This is a genomic window from Microcoleus sp. N9_A1, assembly GCF_036701795.1.
GTDB lineage: Bacteria > Cyanobacteriota > Cyanobacteriia > Cyanobacteriales > Microcoleaceae > Microcoleus.
Genome location: NZ_JAUBRI010000020.1, coordinates 12,872 through 30,726, shown reverse-complemented (window position 1 = coordinate 30,726; position 17,855 = coordinate 12,872). Strand labels below are relative to the sequence as shown.

At 45.0% G+C, this 17,855-nt stretch carries 11 protein-coding genes and 1 pseudogene; 7 read left to right on the top strand and 5 right to left on the bottom strand.

All coding sequences use genetic code 11. The features are described 5' to 3' along the window. A pseudogene (locus QUA58_RS11965) lies at positions 1–890 on the top strand (hypothetical protein); the annotation flags it as partial. Between the two features lie 347 nt (positions 891–1,237). On the opposite strand, the gene QUA58_RS11960 reads toward QUA58_RS11965, so the two are convergent. Beyond that, positions 1,238–2,926 (bottom strand): DUF3084 domain-containing protein, encoded by a 1,689-nt coding sequence (locus QUA58_RS11960; protein WP_333394217.1) that lies wholly within the window; start codon positions 2,924–2,926, stop codon positions 1,238–1,240. Positions 2,927–3,003: 77 nt separating this feature from the next. After that, a complete protein-coding gene (ntcA, locus tag QUA58_RS11955; RefSeq protein ID WP_445243642.1) occupies positions 3,004–3,669 on the bottom strand; it encodes a global nitrogen regulator NtcA in 666 nt (221 codons plus the stop codon). A 318-nt stretch (positions 3,670–3,987) separates the two neighbouring features. Here ntcA and fabI point away from each other — a divergent pair, with 318 nt between their 5' ends. Both fabI and hisB read left to right on the top strand, forming a co-directional pair. Next, complete coding sequence (gene fabI, locus QUA58_RS11950) at positions 3,988–4,764, top strand: enoyl-ACP reductase FabI (RefSeq protein ID WP_333250037.1); 777 nt, start codon at positions 3,988–3,990, stop codon at positions 4,762–4,764. 206 nt (positions 4,765–4,970) lie between these two features. After that, complete coding sequence (gene hisB, locus QUA58_RS11945) at positions 4,971–5,609, top strand: imidazoleglycerol-phosphate dehydratase HisB (RefSeq protein WP_333250081.1); 639 nt, start codon at positions 4,971–4,973, stop codon at positions 5,607–5,609. 69 nt (positions 5,610–5,678) lie between these two features. On the opposite strand, the gene QUA58_RS11940 is transcribed toward hisB, so the two are convergent. The 3 genes from QUA58_RS11940 to QUA58_RS11930 form a co-directional block, all read right to left on the bottom strand. Then, positions 5,679–6,629: a PmeII family type II restriction endonuclease gene (locus QUA58_RS11940; protein ID WP_333394216.1), complete on the bottom strand. Its 951-nt coding sequence runs from the start codon at positions 6,627–6,629 to the stop codon at positions 5,679–5,681. Between the two features lie 74 nt (positions 6,630–6,703). Beyond that, positions 6,704–7,549: a TdeIII family type II restriction endonuclease gene (locus QUA58_RS11935; protein WP_333394215.1), complete on the bottom strand. Its 846-nt coding sequence runs from the start codon at positions 7,547–7,549 to the stop codon at positions 6,704–6,706. A 158-nt stretch (positions 7,550–7,707) separates the two neighbouring features. Further along, positions 7,708–10,917 carry a glycoside hydrolase family 15 protein gene (locus QUA58_RS11930; RefSeq protein ID WP_333394213.1) on the bottom strand — a complete coding sequence of 1,070 codons (3,210 nt, stop codon included), beginning with the start codon at positions 10,915–10,917 and terminating at the stop codon, positions 7,708–7,710. 110 nt (positions 10,918–11,027) lie between these two features. Here QUA58_RS11930 and QUA58_RS11925 point away from each other — a divergent pair, with 110 nt between their 5' ends. The 4 genes from QUA58_RS11925 (at position 11,028) to QUA58_RS11910 (ending at position 17,821) form a co-directional block, all read left to right on the top strand. Beyond that, complete coding sequence (locus tag QUA58_RS11925) at positions 11,028–11,165, top strand: hypothetical protein (protein WP_265233086.1); 138 nt, start codon at positions 11,028–11,030, stop codon at positions 11,163–11,165. Between the two features lie 230 nt (positions 11,166–11,395). Continuing rightward, positions 11,396–12,127, top strand: a complete 732-nt coding sequence (locus tag QUA58_RS11920; protein ID WP_333394211.1) for a WecB/TagA/CpsF family glycosyltransferase — start codon at positions 11,396–11,398, stop codon at positions 12,125–12,127. 295 nt (positions 12,128–12,422) lie between these two features. Then, positions 12,423–14,147: an AAA-like domain-containing protein gene (locus tag QUA58_RS11915; RefSeq protein ID WP_333394210.1), complete on the top strand. Its 1,725-nt coding sequence runs from the start codon at positions 12,423–12,425 to the stop codon at positions 14,145–14,147. Further along, on the top strand, positions 14,147–17,821 hold the full coding sequence (locus QUA58_RS11910) for a WD40 domain-containing protein (protein WP_333394208.1): 3,675 nt from the start codon (positions 14,147–14,149) through the stop codon (positions 17,819–17,821). Before QUA58_RS11915 ends, QUA58_RS11910 begins: the two co-directional genes overlap by 1 nt. Positions 17,822–17,855: the final 34 nt, after the last annotated feature.

Below are 17,855 nucleotides of genomic sequence, written 5' to 3'. Positions count from 1 at the left end.
ATGATGAACAAATCCGTAAGCGAAATGAAGTAAAAGAGCAAGAACAAATACAGAGACAATCTCTACGTGAACAGGCGTTGAATAAATTTTATGATGAACAAATCCGTAAGCGAAATGAAGTAAAAGAGCAAGAACAAATACAGAGACAATCTCTACGTGAACAGGCGATGCGGAGTAACAATCAAACTCAATCGTCTAAATATCCAGTGGGAGTACATCTGGATCATGCAAAGAATATTCAAATTCCATCAGCTACAGAGCGTTTTCGTACTGAGAGAGGAATAATAGAGGCAATTTTCTCTAGTGAGATGCACGGCTTACCCCCTGAATTAATGAAAATTGTTCGACCATGCCCAAGGGAAAGTAGGATAAACCTGCTTTCTTATGAGCCAGGTGGCAGTGACGTAGTAGTCGCTTATAGTGTCGGTGATGCTATTTTGTATGACTGGATTAAGTATGTTGATCGGTACATTAACGCAATCCAGCGAGACAACCCCGGTTTTCATCGACACATTGAGTCAATATATGGGCGTTTTTGTGAAGATAAGAGCGAGCGCAGGTTTGGTGTGTTTCGCCCAATATGGCATCGTGACAGGGATGGAGCTTTTAAGGATGCCCTCAAAGCTTGCTTGGAAAGATATCAAAGACAGATGGAGATTGGCCACAAAACATTGCATGAAGAAGCCAAGAACTATTGGAAAACTACTTATGGTCTTTCCGATCAAGAAGTTGAAAATTTGCCGACGCTTTATAAGCAGTACAAGCAGTATATGGAGGAAAATAGAAAGGATGCCATGAAAGCTCGCTGGGAAAGATATCAAAGAAAGAGGGATATGTGCAAAACATCGCTTGAAAAAGTAAGCCAAAAATCATGGGAAGACGACTTATGATCTTTCCGATCAAGCGCCAAGTTGTACGATAGACAAACTCAACAATATACTGTTACAATAATTATTACAAATGCTATGAATTGAGCAAAATTTTGTTCTGTGATGTCAATATCTCAGGGTTCGATTCTTAGTTTCTTTCTTTGCCTTCTTAGCGGTGCGGTGCGTCGCTGTGAGATTGTTGGTGGTGCTTGCAGATTTTTGGTGGCGACGCACCCTACGATTGCTATATATATGGCGGCACGGATTCCCATGATTTAATGATATGTCAAGGGCGCGAAAATGTCAAGCAAAATTGTAATTCGATCGCCCAAAATTTTTCCTCAAATTCGATATGTCGATCGCACTTATTACTTAACTTTCACATCTGGGCCGGCCGGTGGTTGTTGTCCGGTGCGGAAAACAACGGCTCCGTTTTCACGAGCAACTAAATCTATTTTAAGCGGGCCGGCGATGTAAGTGATATCTGTGGCGATCGCCTGAACGTCCAGCGGTTTCTCGTACTGCTGCAATCGCTCGATAAAACCAGCTAAAGTTTCAATCTGACTGTCGGCCACTTGGACTCTACCGCCGACAACGCCGATCAGGCGAGCGCGAAATTGACAAGCTTCTATCAATTGCAGCAACTGCTGCCGCACTTGTTCGTCGGTTAAAGTCACCGGATCGACAGCAACCCCTGCAATCACATCTCCAGCGCGGAAAACTACTCGATTGATTTCTGCTTCTGCAAATACCTTAATTAGCTTTTCTTCCCGCAGGTAATTAGCGCCGGCGACAATTCGCACCACGTAGTCTTCACCGTCTTTAATCTGACTAATTAGTTGATCGATTTCTGCTTTAGTAATTTGAATAACCTGGTCTCTAACCTTCCTATTTTCCGGCTGCATCAGTCCGACGGTGGTTTTATTTGCTTCTTGCAAGAGTCGATCGATCGCGCCACTTGCCATACCGGGTTCGACAATGCGAACGACGCCTGCAGCTAAAATTTGACCGCGCCTGATGGCAACTGTACCCTCGCGGATTGCCTGAAAGTCCCGTTCCAAAACTTGCACTTGCTGCTGCAATAAAGTTTGTTGCTGTTCGAGTTGAACTTGTTGCTGTGCCAAGGTTTCTAACAGTGCTTCCCTCTCAGCAATTACTTTGTCGCGCTCTACAATAGTTCGATCGCGCTCGCTCAGATTTTGCGCCCGCTGAGCAATCTCTTTGTCCCGCTGGGCAATTAGTTCGTTGCGATAGACAATTTCCTTGTCCCGCTGGGCAATTTCTGCGTCTCGCTTGGCAATTTCTTGATCGCGCTGGGCAATTTGAGTTTTTACCTGCTCTCGTTGCTCGATTAACTGTTGGCGTTCCTCTTGCAGTTGGGCGATTTCCGAGCCTAAAGTCGTTTTTTGAGCGGAAACAGTTTTCAATTGGTTCTCAGTGCGATCGAGCTGAGCTTGTGTAGTCGATCGGATCGTTTCAACCAGTTTCAATTGTTCTTCGGTGCGGGATTTAGCCGCTTCCACGCTGCTGAGCTGTGCTTCTGTCTTAGATTTAGCCGCTTCTACCTGACTTAACTGCTGTTCAGTTTTAGACTTGGCTGCTTGCACGCTGTTGAGCTGGGCCCGCAGCGAGTTTAATTTTGTTTGTGTCCGAGCTTGCTCAGCATTAGCAGCTTGCAGCGATTGATTAATTTGCTCTAAATTGGCTTTAACTTGCGCTTGAGCGGCTCTGGCTCCATCTAATTCAGTTTCAACTCGATTTTTTTCTTGAGTGGTGTCTTTGAGTTCTCTGCGGGCTTGGTTGAGCCTTTTTTGAATCTCGTCTATTTGAAAAACCCCGGTTCGCAGAGGCTTGCTGGTAGCAAACAAAATGGCCAGAGTAATGGCCGACAGGATGCTGCCGGCCATCACTGTCACCACAACAGCAGTGTCGCGGGGGCGAAGTTTGAACAAACTCAACCTTGCTTTGCCGACTTTCGTCCCAAGGCGATCGCTGACAGTGGCGATCACACCCCCCAACACTAAAATTACAAATACCAGGATGTATCCAGCAGTCATTCCGATTTTAGATTTTGGATTTTGGATTTTGGATTGAATCTAAAATCCAAAATCCAAAATCCTATACTTTCTCGGCATCAAGTGAATTGCTGGCTTAAGGCCACCGGGTTGTGGACAGTGATCTTTTTCTTGTGGATCGAGATCATAGTTTCTTGTCTGAGATCCCCCAGCAAACGAGTCACAGTTACCCGCGTCGAGCCGATCGCTTCGGCGATCGCCTGGTGGGACAGCTTCAAATCAATCGTAATCCCATCCGTACCGGGCACGCCAAAATCCCGGCACAGAATCAGCAAAAAGCTGACGAGTCTCGAACCCATATCTCGGTGTGCGAGGGTTTCGATCATCATCTCCGTTTGCAAAATCCGAGAAGAAAGTCCCCGCAGCAAAACCATAGGCAATTCTGCGTCTTCCTTGAGAGCCTTCTCGACTTGTTCGATCGGCAGCGAGATCAACTCTACAGGCGTAAAGGCTACCGCGTGGTAAAACCTGTCCGATCGGTGTCCCGTAATCAGAGACAGCACCCCAAATACGCTATTTTCGCGTAGGAGGGCCACTGTAATTTCTTCCCCTGCTTCGTAAACCCTGGAGAGCTTCACAGCACCTCTAATGAGAACGTAGACGCGCTCAGCCGGGTCTCCAGGGAAAAAAATTGTCTTGCCCCGTTCAAAGGTTTCCACAATGGGTGGAAACGCCCCGCCGCTGATTTGGCGGAACACGGCTGCTAGCGGTCTATCATGCGTCACGACTAGATCCTTTGTACTAATCAATACTTTATAACTTGTCGATTAACCTTATTGAGTAAATATACTGCCCAACCTCCAATACGCAGGGATTCTGTTACTTCCATCTCATGTTAAGGTAAACACACGCTGTATGATTAAATCTAGCCCTTCTCTTAACTTTTTCAATTCCGCCCCCATGTAGCTCCACAACCAAATTAATCTCAATTGTCTCTCAATTGTCTCTCAATCAGTTAAATCTGAATCAGTTGTGTCTAAACTGGCGGGGTTGTCGCATAGAGCTCACGAGAACGGTGCAAGTTGCTTCGAGAAGAAATATAGATGATAGATTTGACCGGAAAAAATGCTCTTGTTACGGGCATTGCCAACAATCGCTCGATCGCCTGGGGCATCGCCCAGCAGCTTCACAAAGCAGGGGCCAACCTCGGCATCACTTTTTTGAAGGATGAGAAAGGCAAGCACGAGCGCAAAGTAGCCGAACTCGTAGAACCGCTCAATCCCACTCTGTATCTGCCCTGCAATGTCCAAAACGAGAGCGAAATCGAGTCTACTTTTCAAACCATCGCCGACAAATGGGGCAAGTTAGATATCCTGGTTCACTGCTTAGCCTTTGCCGGCAAGGACGAACTTTCAGGAGATTTCACCAACACCTCCCGCCAAGGCTTCTCCAATGCTTTGGATATTAGTGCTTACTCGCTGGTGCGGCTTTGTGCTGCGGCTAAACCGCTGATGGCGGAGGGCGGCAGCATTATCACGCTGACTTATTTGGGTGGCGTGCGGGTAGTTCCTAATTATAATGTCATGGGAATTGCTAAGGCAGCCTTGGAGATGAATGTTCGCTATCTGGCGGCGGAACTCGGCCCGTTAAATATTCGGGTAAATGCGATTTCTTCGGGCCCGATTCGGACTCTGGCTTCCTCAGCAGTTGGTGGCATTCTGGACATGATCCACCACGTTGAGGAAGTGGCCCCGCTGCGGCGGACTGTGACTCAGCAGGAAGTGGGAAATGCTGCGGCTTTTCTGTGCAGCAATCTCTCTAGCGGGATTACAGGTCAAGTTTTGTATGTCGATGCTGGTTACGAAATCATGGGAATGTAACAGCTTTTAAACAGTTGACAGTTGTCAGTTGACAGTTGTCAGTTGACAGTTGACAGTTGACAGTTGTCAGCGAAGTTTTTAGATAGTTAACAGTTGACAGCAAAATTTGCCAACAGTCAACTGTCAATAACTGTCCGTTGTCTGCTACAAAAGTGCTAATCCCAAATTACTAATTATCAATAACTATGAATGACAAATTGGGAATTATGGAAATAATCGATCGCCCTCCAGTACCTCCTGCAAGTTCGGTTCAACCAGCCAGGGCGGCGTTGGTGAAACGCACGACATTGGAAACGGATGTCACCGCCAGCCTGAATCTCGACGGTGTGGGAACTTGCAAAGCGTCTACGGGGATTCCGTTTTTAGACCATATGTTGCAGCAGATTGCTTCTCACGGATTGATCGATTTGGACGTACAGGCGATCGGCGATTTGGCGATTGACGACCACCACACCAACGAAGATGTGGGAATTACCTTGGGCCAAGCGCTAGCAAAAGCTGTCGGAGATCGATCGGGCATTTCTCGCTTCGGCCACTTCATCGCCCCTCTCGATGAAGCATTAATTGAAGTAGTGCTAGATTTTTCGGGACGGCCTCACTTAAGTTACAGCTTGGAAATTCCCAACCAGCGAATCGGCACTTACGATACCGAGTTAGTGAGAGAGTTTTTTTCGGCGGTAGTGAACCACACTCAGATGACACTGCACGTCAGACAGTTGCAGGGCGGAAATTCTCATCACATTGTGGAAGCAGCGTTCAAAGCCTTTGCGCGGGCTTTGCGGATGGCGGTGGAAGTCGATCCTCGGCGCGCCAGTGGGATTCCGAGTTCTAAAGGGGTTTTGTAGTTTGGGGTTTGTAGTAGCGCTGCGGCGCTACTACGAATTATCCTCTCCTGCAAATCAAAACCGCTGGATCTAAAATATATCTGCGATGTAGTTAAAAACACCTTGACTTCCCTCGCCGTACTTGCCTATAAATTCATCAATTAGTTGATCGCTACACCTTTCTATAGCATCAGCTATAGAACTTTGTGCTAAAACTTGACTAGCAGATTGACGCAAAACTTCAAACAAATTTACAGTAAAATCAGTATCTTCACTGACAAAATCCCACAGTTCTCGACCGATCAAAGTGCTCATTTCAGAATTCGGCAGAAGTTGCTTCAGCAGACCAAAAGTTACAGTCTTATTAGTTCTCTTGCCGTAAGCTATACCAATATAAGCGCGATCGCCTGCATTAATTTTTTCCTGAATTTTGTCAGCCCAATATACTATCTGGTCTTTATCCATATCATTCGGGCCGCTTTTGACCTGTATCCAACAGCGATCGCCATCACTGGTAGTTTTGATTGCATCCCATCCTGACTCTTCCGGTGGAATTTCAGCACTTTCAGAGCAAGATATCAATAGTTTTTCAATAAAAAACCCCATAGAAGTAACAATAGACCTAGTAGCCGCCATATAAACATTAAGCCTGACAACTTCTGCTGGAGTATCAAGATTTAACGCCCTAATTAAAAATGGGTTGGGATGAATTTTTTCTAAAGTTAGATTGTCAACCATAGCTAACTGTCGCCTTGTGAAGTCCCGACAGATACTAGCTATAAAATTTTCGGCTATAGTAAGTTGCAGCGAAAGCTTACCTGAAGATGTAAATGCTAAAATGCGTTCAATCTCATCGGAAGTAAATCTGAGCAGTCTTTTGCCAGAGATGCTGCTGATTCCATTTATGAGTATTTCTGCTTGTAAGTTGAAAAATTCTTCTAACTCCGCAAAGTGACTGGCGAAAGAGCGAGACTTGCTGGCAGGCATTCCCACTTCTTTCTCTAAAACAAATGCTAATAATTCATGAAGTTGCTCTGACACTTTTATTGCTCCTAAACTCTGCTTTAAATATTACTTAAATTCAAAGAGAAACCTGAGAATAAATTCGTGCTTTACTAAAATCCAAAAGCAAGAGCATCAAGCATATGCTTACCCTTCTCCCGCCCCACTTCTTGATATATATCCAAAAGTTCTTCGTAAGCAGTCTCTCCCCCTATAATATTCCAAAACTCATGTCCCATAATTACAGCTTGTTCAAAGGGTGTATACTTCCTTGCCACTGACCATTTATAATCAGAACGATTTGGGCCGTAAGGATTGTAAGCCATAGCATAGTAAGATTGAGCATCAGGGCGAGACAGTCCGCACAGTAAATGATATCTCAGCAGTCGTTGAATTACCTCCAAGCATTGTCCTTTGTTGGGTTTTGACCCTTTAATTTCAAAGAAAAATTTCCTCCCGTCACGGGATAGCACGTACAAATCTGCTTTGACTGTGACCGATCGCGTAACTAAATGGTTAGTTTTGGGAGCCTCAAGAACAGCTTCTATCATTTCTTCAAAAGCAGGTTTATTTGCATTTTTGTCGGCTGACTGCTCAAATAGCGCTATCTGACGCTCAATTTCATGGATAGCCTCTATGCTAACTTCGCCAGAAATTTCATAGCTTCTGCTTGCTTCTTGGTGATGTTCCAAAGCAATGAGTTTTGCACATTCTTCATAAGTTGTGCCCAAGCTGCTGCTGAAACCTCTTTCAAACTCGTTAATTCGCAGCAATTCTGAGGGCATAATAGCAGCCTGAAACGGTTTCAATTGACCTTTAGAGGATTTGCATGATAAATATGCTGCTGGAATATCAAGTTTTGGTATTAGCCGTCCTCTGTATTCATTGACAAGATTTTCGATGAAAACTTCTAAGTATGCTTTGATGATGGCGCGTGTAATTGAGCTAATAGCTGACATTATTTTACTGCAAATATTCAGTTTACTTGACTTGTTGCAAAGATGTAATAACTTTGTAGTTAGGACTTTAGCCCTTGCTGATGAGTTTGCAATGAAAGGACTGAAGTTCTTACTACAAAAAGGTTGATCGAGAATTGTATTAACCACCCGCCCTCAATCTATCCAAACTTCGTCAAGAACCGGAAAGCATCCAGTACGTGACTCGCGCAAACGTAGGGCGAAGTATTGTAAAAACCTTGCCAAGCCGCCGCCTTATCTTCATCGTACCTGTCCGCTCTTTCCGAGTGTCTTCCCAGCCAATTAAGCCGCACCGCGTGACCCACTAATACATCTAAAACAATGTATTCTTCTACTTTCAATTCGGGGTTGCGCTGCGCGATCGCCGCCAACTCCATCAGCGCCTCAATATTGACTTGTCGGTATTCCGGCGCTACAATTTTGTTCAGCAAATGCTCGATTTGGAGCGCGAAATTCTTTTCGCCGGGGGTCATTTCCGCTAAAATAATATCGCTATCTAAGCGATTTCGACGCTCTAATTTATCGCCAATAATCAAGCCTTTGCAGTGCCGCAGCAATCCCCAAACACTCGGATAAAAATCCTTCGGTACGCGGTTGACTGCACCTTCCATTTGCCGCTTGCGCCGCCATCCACCCGCAGGCATTTTGGGTTCCTCAAACACGGGCGCGACTACCCATTCAATATCTTTTTCCGGCTGTTTGACACGCAGTGATTCTTGCTGTTTGAGGATTTGATTCATTTCCTCATATTCTGCCAATACTTGGCGCAGGCGATTTTTAATTTCAAAGGGACTTAGCTGCATTAAATATTCGTAAGCTTCATTTTGCGTAACTCGCAATTCACGGGCTAATTCGCTAGTTAACAGCAAAATAAAGTAACTCACTCTCAGAGTTAGCAACCCTTTAAATAACTGCGGTTCCGCTTTAATTAGCAAACCTAAGTAAATCAGAATTTCTTGAGTGAGAACTCTATCGCGAACGTCTTCTCCACAGAATTCGCGAATTTTGTCCATGATTTCCGTGTAAGAACCAGGCCGCGAAATCAGCGAATCTTCGCTGTAGGCTTTCCCGACAGCAATCTGTTTTTGCTTCACCAAAATGTCTGTTACCGCATCCGACAAGCTAATATCAACTTTGTCCAGCAATCCAGCAGCGTGACGGACAACGGCCCATTGAATTTTTGATTGCGAACTTTCTCCAGCTTTCGTATAAACTTCGTTGAGTAAATCCACAACTTCAACAGTTGCTTCCGCACCACCAAATCCTGTATCAAAGTTTAATCCTTTGAGGCGAATCAGCGTATGCAGCAACTCAATTTGTTCGTACAAATTCTCTGAGTTTCGCAGGCTGGTGAGCAATAATTGAGGATTAGTCTCACACTCTAATTTAAATTCTTGGGTGTGACCCAATGGCCAAGTTTTTTCGGGATTGTAACTCAGGTATGTGGGGGTTTCTACTGCACCCGTCACTGGAGATTCAGTGAATTCAAAATATTGCATGAAATCTATTCTCTCTGTGCCAGCGGTCAGCATTAACTGGTTGAGATTTCCGAGTTTAACAGGCGTATTTCCTGAGTTTCCGTCGCGGAGTTGCTTCATCAATTCCAGCAGTGCTTCGCGGCCGGTTTCGAGCATCGCGTGAGTCAGCATCAGCGTTACCGTGGGTCGTCCCAACTGATACCAGTGGCGGTGAATGTGAGCTATTTCGCTTTGAATTTTAGATACTAGAAAATGGTAGTCTAGAGTTAGGTAAAATTCTTCTCTGTCCAAGAATGAGGGAAGAAATACGATCGCCTCTCCGCGAATTTTGAACACCCGGGAAGTCGTCAAACTCCGCAAACGGCGCACGGGGCGGCCTGTTAAGCCTAGTGAATCGTTGCGTCCAATCTCCGCGTAAATAGCGGATAATTCTTTGGCTTGGCGGACTTGAATTGGTTCTACCTGTTTTGGAGTTTGCGCTGCAATACCGTTGGTGGCTAATTCTGCTTGCAAATCTTTGTCTTCAGCTAACAGGGCAATTTGCACTAAAGGTTCTCTGTGCCCACCCACTGACAGGTGTCTTCCCAAGGGGTCAATATCGCCAACTGCGATTAATCCTTCGTTGAGTAATTGACCGAGAAAATACAAACTTTGCGCCCAAACTAGGGGAACATTTTCATTGGGTAGGCGCTGCTGGCTGCGGGGATTTAATTTTTCTGCTTCTATATTTTGGGCGGGGATGTAGTACAATTCTGGTAGAAGTGGCACACCAGCGCGATCGACTGTTAGAGATTCCAAACGCTGCTGGTACTCTTCGACTTGGGCTTGATTTCCCTCAAATATGCCGTCCAAGAACAAATAAGTAAAAAATAGCGGCCACTCGCATTCTATATGCTCGAACTGCTTTAATTCTGTCGGTTCGTAATGCAGGCGATCGGCATCTTCCAAAACTGTTTGGTGTCCGTCCCGCAGAAACCTTTTGCAGCCGTACTTTCCCTGCAATTTGTCGATTATTTTATTGCGAGTCCGTTCTACTAATTCTTTATCTTCCACAGCAAAAGCGGGAAAACTAATCACACTTAATAAAGCGGCATCTACTTCTTTGGAACTAGATTCGCGAGGCAAAAGCGATTCTAAAGTGATGCGACTTCTGGCAATTTCATCGGGTAAAACGTGAATTACAGATGCTTGAGAACCGTTAACTCCGAACAAATCTAATCCATTCATTGCTTCCAGCGCTGCTTTTGCCATGCCAACAGAACTGGCATTCAATTCGGCATTGCCACGATTAATTTTATGGCCTCTTTCCCAAATTCCATAATCTGGTGTGCGATAGGCTCTACCAATATAGTAAACTAAATTTTGCACGAAATTGACTTCATCGATTGTAAAAATTATATGCAATCCCGAAGCCGTCATTTGAGCAAGAATCAACAAAAATATAGATGTAGCATCTAACTGTAAATGTCCCCATTGGTCATCGCCGACAACAATACTGCCAGTTTGAGTATTGTATTTAGCGTGCAGGGCATCTAGCGGCAATTGAGTATTTTTAAAGCTTTCTACTTTGCTTGATTGCTGCATCATCGCAAACAGCAAACCGCGCATCAGTTTGACTGTGCTGTGTTCGAGTTCAAATGTTCTACCGCGATCGCCGTCGATTTTCCGGTAAGCTAAACCCAAACCCCAAACTGCCAAAATACTGTACACGTTATCGCGCACCCAGGCATCGGTGTAGTCGCCGTGAGCGTTAACGGCGGTACTCGCCGGCAGCAAACCGGTAATTGGGTTCTGGCGCTTGAGGATGACGTTTTTGATTTGCTGGTAGTAATAATCTAACCTGGTTTGCCGCTGGGTTGTTGCGATCGCCATTTCGTGTTCCTTTTTTTCCTGATGCGAGCCGAATTGCGGTGAATAGACTTTTAAATATATCAGAAATTATATCACTTCTCAAGTTTTTCAAACATAACAAGGTGATTGTCATGTCTAGCCGCAACAACAATAACAACAACGTTCCTTTCGTGAAAATCGTTTACTCTACAGTCAAAATTAATGGTAAAATTGAGCTGGTACCGATGGAATGGTACGCTGACGGCTCTGTCAAGAAAATTGAACGCTAACGGGCGATTCCCTACGGGATAGCTTCGCTCGCGCGCAATTTCGACTAAAACTCTAAGTCAGTGACGTACTGCGTCTCGTACAAAACCCGGTTTATCGGCCACGGAATGATGACTTAACAGACTTTTGGTGGCAAAAATCGGGTTTTTGGCGTTCCAGACTTGTGTAGGGGCGATCGCCAATCTAAGCTAATTTAAATAACTAGGTGTGTAGGAATCTCAAAGAAAAAAATATGGATGGATCGCGCCCGCAATTTTCAGTGCTGGGACTACCAGTTCACATATTAGATGATTATGCAGGTTGGCTGATGCAGCGCCTGCATCAAGGGTTAGGAAGTCACGTCGTGACGCTGAATGCTGAAATGGCGATGCAAGCCGAGCAAAACCCAGCTTTAGCCGATGTAATTCGCTCTGCCGAACTCGTAATACCCGACGGTTCGGGAGTAGTGCTGTATTTGCGAATGCGCGGCAAACCGGCACAGCGCTATCCGGGAATTGAACTAGCAGAATCGCTGCTACAACAGGCCGGAAAATTGCCGAACTCCGAACCGATATTTTTCTTTGGAGGTGCGCCCGGAGTGACGGCGAAGGCGGCAGAAACTTGGCAGCAAAAAGTTGATCAATTGTCGATTTCTGCTCAACACGGCTATCTTTCTGCTGATGAAGAAACAGACTTCTGTGACTGCCTCAAAAAGATGCAGCCAAAAATCATTTTTGTCGGCTTGGGAGTGCCTCGTCAAGAGTTTTGGATTGCGAAGAACCGACACCTTTGTCCGCAGTCAATTTGGGTGGGAGTTGGCGGCAGTTTCGATATTTGGGCGGGAACAAAAGACCGCGCGCCGGCTTGGTTTTGCGACAATCATTTAGAATGGTTGTACCGGCTTTATCAAGAACCTTGGCGCTGGCGCAGGATGTTGGCTTTGCCACAATTTGCATTGAAAGCTTTGGCGGATTTTCGACCTTAAAAGTTCCCAGTCGGGGCGGGTTTACGGGTGTTATGGCTGATATTGCCGATCGCGCGTTAACCAGTCTCTACAATAATTATGGTTAATTTATCTGACCCGATCCACCATATTCCCCACCTAGAGCTGGTAAACTTAATCTACTAAGTAGATCGGCACGAAAAAACAATAATATCTTGTAGGCGCGATCGCCAGCCAATATCTATAAAAGCCCGCAGCAAAGCCTTGTCCTCTTCACTAGATATTCTTGGGGCCCAAAGGGAGTAATAGCGAATCACCTTTAGTCAAAGTCGGATTTATGAGTAGTTCCCCAAGAAAGAAAAAAACCATCTTGTTTTTGGCAGCTAACCCCAAAAACTCCACGCCCCTGCGCTTAGGTAAAGAGGTTCAAGAAATTGCCGATGGGTTGCAACGTTCTAAAAAGCGTGACAAATTTCAACTTGAGCAACAGTGGGCGGTGACACCCAGAGAAATGCAACGAGCAGTCTTAGATTTTAATCCAGAAATTGTCCATTTTTCCGGACATGGGGCAGGAGAAGGCGGGTTAGCCCTTGAAGATGACACAGGACAAATTAAGCTGGTGAATGCAAAAGCATTAGCCGGCCTCTTTAAACTGTTTCAGGATCAAGTAGAGTGTGTGGTACTAAACGCTTGTTATTCAGAAGTGCAAGCCAAAGCCATCGCTGCCCATATTCCTTATGTGATTGGCATGAACCAAGCCGTCGGTGATAATGCTGCCAGAGAATTTGCAGTAGGATTTTATGACGCATTGGGTGCCGGTAGAACTGTCGAATTCGCCTATGAATGGGGTTGTACCAGTATTAGTATGGCCGGCATTCCAGAAGAACTGACGCCGGTATTGAGGACAAAGCCTGATTCTCCTGTAGAGACAACAGTGGAAGGGAGAGAGGGTTTAGATGCAGCAGTGAGCGAGAATGTTGAAAATCCACCTGTTGCGGTTGAAAATACCCGATCCATCACCTCACGGGCCATTTCAATTTCCAACTTAGATAACCCAGAAGGTTCTGTTAGCTTAGATTGTCAGCTATATATCGATCGTCCTCCCATCGAATCCGACTGCTACCAAACCATTCTCAAACCAGGAGCTTTGATCCGAGTAAAAGCACCTCGTCAAATGGGAAAAACCTCTTTATTACAGCGCATTCTGCACCAGGCAAGGGAACAAGGACATCAAACAGCGTATTTAAACTTTCAATCGGCTGATGCAAGTTTTCTTACCAACCTTGAGGAGTTGTTGCAGTGGTTTTGCGGCGACATCACCAATGAATTAAACTTAGAAGATCGAGTGGCAGACTACTGGAAACAAGGCATGGGTAGCAAACAAAAATGCGGCAACTATTTTCAGCGCTACCTGTTAACAACAATTACCTCCCCCTTAACTTTAGGATTAGATGAAGTAGATCAAGTGTTTCAACATCCCGAAGTTGCCCAAGAATTCTTTGGATTGCTGCGGGCGTGGCATGAAAAAGGGAAAAACGAACAAGCTTGGAAAAAACTGCGTTTAGTTATTTCCCATTCCAAAGAAGTTTATATTCCCCTCAACATCAACCAATCGCCGTTTAATGTCGGCTTACCCATTGAGTTGCCGGAATTCAACCATCAACAAATTAATGAATTAGTACAAAAACATCAACTGAAGTGGTCTGCCCGTGAAATTGAACAACTCATAGGAATGGTGGACGGACATCCTTACCTGTTAAGAAAAGCCCTCTATGAAATTGCTCGCGGTTCTTTGAACCTTGAACAATTTTTACAGATTTCGCCTACAGAAGAAGGAATTTATGGCGATCATTTACGTCGCCATTTATTTAACCTAACAGCCGATCCTAATTTGGAAGCAGCAATGAAACAAGTAATTGCTAGTTCCAATCCGGTACGATTAGAAGCAAATCTAGCGTTTAAACTTCGCAGTCTGGGTTTGGTGAACCTGCGGGGTAATGATGTAATTCCTCTGTGCAATCTCTACCGCCTTTATTTTAAAGATCGATTGGGAGTTCATTAATGAATGACAAACCTGATTTACATTACGAATATCAAGTAGGTGGTAGCCTACCTGTAGATGCACCCACCTATGTTAGGAGACAAGCCGATCGAGATTTTTATGACGGATTAAAAGCCGGAGAATTTTGTTATGTTCTCAACTCGCGACAGATGGGGAAATCTAGCTTGCGGGTGCAAACAATGGCTAGATTGCAGCAGGAGGGATTTGCCTGTGCTGCCGTTGATATTACAGCAATTGGTACTGCAAATATTAGTCCTCAAGAGTGGTATTTTGGAATCATTGACTCACTGGTGAATAGTTTTGAACTCTACAATAATTTCGATTCCTATGAATGGTGGACGAGTCACGATCTGGTGTCTCCCGTCCAACGTTTCAGCAAATTTATCGGAGAGGTATTGCTGGAATTTATTGATAAATCTATCGTGATTTTTGTCGATGAGATTGACAGTTTATTGGCTTTACCATTTAATATTGATGATTTTTTTGCAGTAATTCGTGATTGTTTTAACCAGCGTGCAGATAAGCCAGAATATAACCGTTTAACCTTTGCTTTGATTGGGGTAGCAACACCTTCCGATTTGATAAGCAATCAGCTTCGCACTCCGTTCAATATTGGTCGTGCCATTGAGTTAACGGGTTTTCAATTAGCAGAAGCACAACCTTTAGCAGTAGGACTAGAAACTCAAGCAGAAAATTCTCAAGCGCTGTTAAAAGCGATATTATCTTGGACTGGGGGACAGCCATTTTTAACGCAAAGAATTTGTAAATTACTCAAAAATTATCTTAATTTCCAATCAATCGAAACTCTCCCTGATTTGGTCGCGGATTTAATCAAAAACAAGGTGATTGAGAATTGGGAAGGACAGGATGAGCCAGAGCATTTAAAGACGATTCGAGACCGAATTTTACGCAGCAAACAACGTGCAAGTAGGTTGCTGGGGATATATCAGCAAATTTTACAACAAAATGAGATAGTCGCTGATGAGACTCCCGAACAAATGGAATTACGCTTAACAGGTTTGGTAGTTAAAAAATCGGCTCAACTCAAAGTTTACAACCCAATTTATCAATTTGTTTTTAATGCTGATTGGGTAGAAAAACAATTAGCTAATCTCCGTCCATACAGCGAAAATTTTAACGCTTGGGAAGATTCTGATTGCCAAGATGAATCGCGATTGTTGCGGGGTCAGGCATTGCAAGATGCTCAAACTTGGGCGGCCGGCAAAAGCTTGAGCGATTTAGATTATCAGTTTTTAAATGCCAGTCGGGAATTACAAAAACGGGAAATAGAACGAGATTTAGAAGCTCAGAGACAAGCTAATCAAATTTTGAGTGAAGCGAATCAGACGCTAACTAATGCACAGCAAAAGGCACGAAAGATTACAATTGGCACTTCAGTTTTTGCTATAGTGGCTTTGGTTGTGGCAGGTGGAGCATCTTTTTTGTCGTTTAAGCAAGTCACTCAAGCTAATATTTTAGCAAATACCATCCAGGAAAGTGCTTTTTCCAATCAATCATTTATTTCAGGGCAGACATTTCAAGCACTGCTGGAAGCATTGAAAGCCAGCACAACATTAAAAAAACTAGATCCTTCAACTGAGACTACAAAAGACATCAAAGGACAAGTGATGGGTGCGCTGCAACAAGCAGTTTCCGAAGTAAAAGAGCGCAATAGTTTGGAAGGGTATAGCAATTCGGTCTTTAGCGTCGCCTTTAGTCCAGATGGCTTGACCTTAGCTTCTGCTGACGGTGACAACAATATCAAACTGTGGAACCTGCAAACTCAAAAAAACATCAAAACCCTGACCGGGCATAGCCGTTTGGTCAAAAGCGTCGCCATAAGTTCAGATGGCAAGACATTGGCTTCTGCTAGCGATGACAAGACCATCAAACTGTGGAACTTGCAAACCGGAAAACTCATCGCTACCCTCACTGGACATACCAACCCGGTCATTAGCGTCGCATGGAGTCCAGATGGCAAGACATTAGCTTCTGCTAGCGCTGACAACACGATCAAACTGTGGAACCTGCAAACCCAAAAAGAACTCGCTACCCTTACGGGGCATAGCAGTGCAGTCAATAGCGTCGCATGGAGTCCAGATGGCAAGACATTAGCTTCTGCTAGCGCTGACAACACGATCAAACTGTGGAACCTGCAAACCCAAAAAGAACTCGCTACCCTTACGGGGCATAGCAGTGCAGTCAATAGCGTCGCATGGAGTCCAGATGGCAAGACATTAGCTTCTGCTAGCGCTGACAACACGATCAAACTGTGGAACCTGCAAACCCAAAAAGAACTCGCTACCCTTACCGGGCATAGCAGTGCAGTCAATAGCGTCGCATGGAGTCCAGATGGCAAGACATTAGCTTCTGCTAGCGCTGACAACACGATCAAACTGTGGAACCTGCAAACTCAGAAACCCATCAAAACCCTGACTGGGCATAGCAGTTTTGTCAATAGCGTCGCATGGAGTCCAGATGGCAAGACCTTGGCTTCTGCTAGCGCTGACAACACGAGCAAACTGTGGAACCTACAAACCGAAAAAGAACTCACGACCCTCAGCGGGCATAGCAGTTTTGTCAATAGCGTCGCATGGAGTCCAGATGGCAAAACCTTGGCTTCTGCAAGCGGTGACAACACGATCAAACTGTGGAACCTGCAAACCCCAAAAAATATCAAAACCCTGACTAGGTATAGCAGTGCGGTCAATAGCGTCGCGATTAGTCCAGATGGCAAGACATTGGCTATTGCTAGTGCTGACAAGACCATCAAACTGTGGAACTTGCAAACCAAAGAAGCCATTGCCACCCTCACTGGGCATAGCAGTTTTGTCAATAGCGTCGCATGGAATCCCGATGGCAAGACCTTGGCTTCTGCTAGCGCTGACAACACGATCAAACTCTGGAACCTGCAAACCAAAGAAGCCATTGCCACCCTCACTGGGCATAGCAGTTTTGTCATTAGCGTCGCATGGAGTCCAGATGGCAAGACATTAGCTTCTGCTAGCAGTGACAACACGATCAAACTCTGGAACCTGCAAACCCAAAAAAACATCAAAACCCTCACGGGGCATAGCTATTCGGTCAATAGCGTCGCCTTTAGTCCAGATGGCTTGACCTTAGCTTCTGCTGACGGTGACAAGACCATCAAACTCTGGAACCTGCAAACTCAAAAACCCATCAAAACCCTTACCGGGCATAGCGATCAGGTCAATAGCGTCGCCTTTAGTCCAGATGGCAAGACATTGGCTTCTGCTAGCAGGGACAAAACCATCAAATTGTGGGACGTGCAAAGCCAAAAAGCGATGGCTACCCTCAGTAGCCATAGCGATTGGGTCAATAGCATCGCATGGAGTCCAGATGGCAAGATATTGGCTTCTGCAAGCCATGACAACACCATCAAACTGTGGAACCTGCAAACCCAAAAACCCATCGCCACCCTCACCGGGCATAGCGATGCAGTCAGAAGTCTCGCCTTTAGTCCAGATGGCAAAACCTTGGCTTCTGCAAGCGCCGACAAGACCATCAGACTATGGACTTGGGATTTTGATAAACTGATGGCATTAGGCTGCGAGTCAATAAGTGATTATCTCAAAAACAACCCGAAAGTGACAGCAGAGGATAAACAGATGTGTTCTGATTACCTCAACCAAAAGTCAATCAAAAACGACTAGGCAAAAACAGCCCGCGAGCAAAATGCGCGCACTA

What these genes read in the sequence shown, in the direction of transcription:
- QUA58_RS11960 (WP_333394217.1), bottom strand. Translation starts at nt 2,926, where the DNA reads ATGACTGCTGGATACATCCTGGTATTTGTAATTTTAGTGTTGGGGGGT.
- fabI (WP_333250037.1), top strand. Translation starts at nt 3,988, where the DNA reads ATGATAGATTTGACCGGAAAAAATGCTCTTGTTACGGGCATTGCCAAC.
- hisB (WP_333250081.1), top strand. Translation starts at nt 4,971, where the DNA reads ATGGAAATAATCGATCGCCCTCCAGTACCTCCTGCAAGTTCGGTTCAA.
- QUA58_RS11935 (WP_333394215.1), bottom strand. Translation starts at nt 7,549, where the DNA reads ATGTCAGCTATTAGCTCAATTACACGCGCCATCATCAAAGCATACTTA.
- QUA58_RS11930 (WP_333394213.1), bottom strand. Translation starts at nt 10,917, where the DNA reads ATGGCGATCGCAACAACCCAGCGGCAAACCAGGTTAGATTATTACTAC.
- QUA58_RS11925 (WP_265233086.1), top strand. Translation starts at nt 11,028, where the DNA reads ATGTCTAGCCGCAACAACAATAACAACAACGTTCCTTTCGTGAAAATC.
- QUA58_RS11920 (WP_333394211.1), top strand. Translation starts at nt 11,396, where the DNA reads ATGGATGGATCGCGCCCGCAATTTTCAGTGCTGGGACTACCAGTTCAC.
- QUA58_RS11915 (WP_333394210.1), top strand. Translation starts at nt 12,423, where the DNA reads ATGAGTAGTTCCCCAAGAAAGAAAAAAACCATCTTGTTTTTGGCAGCT.
- QUA58_RS11910 (WP_333394208.1), top strand. Translation starts at nt 14,147, where the DNA reads ATGAATGACAAACCTGATTTACATTACGAATATCAAGTAGGTGGTAGC.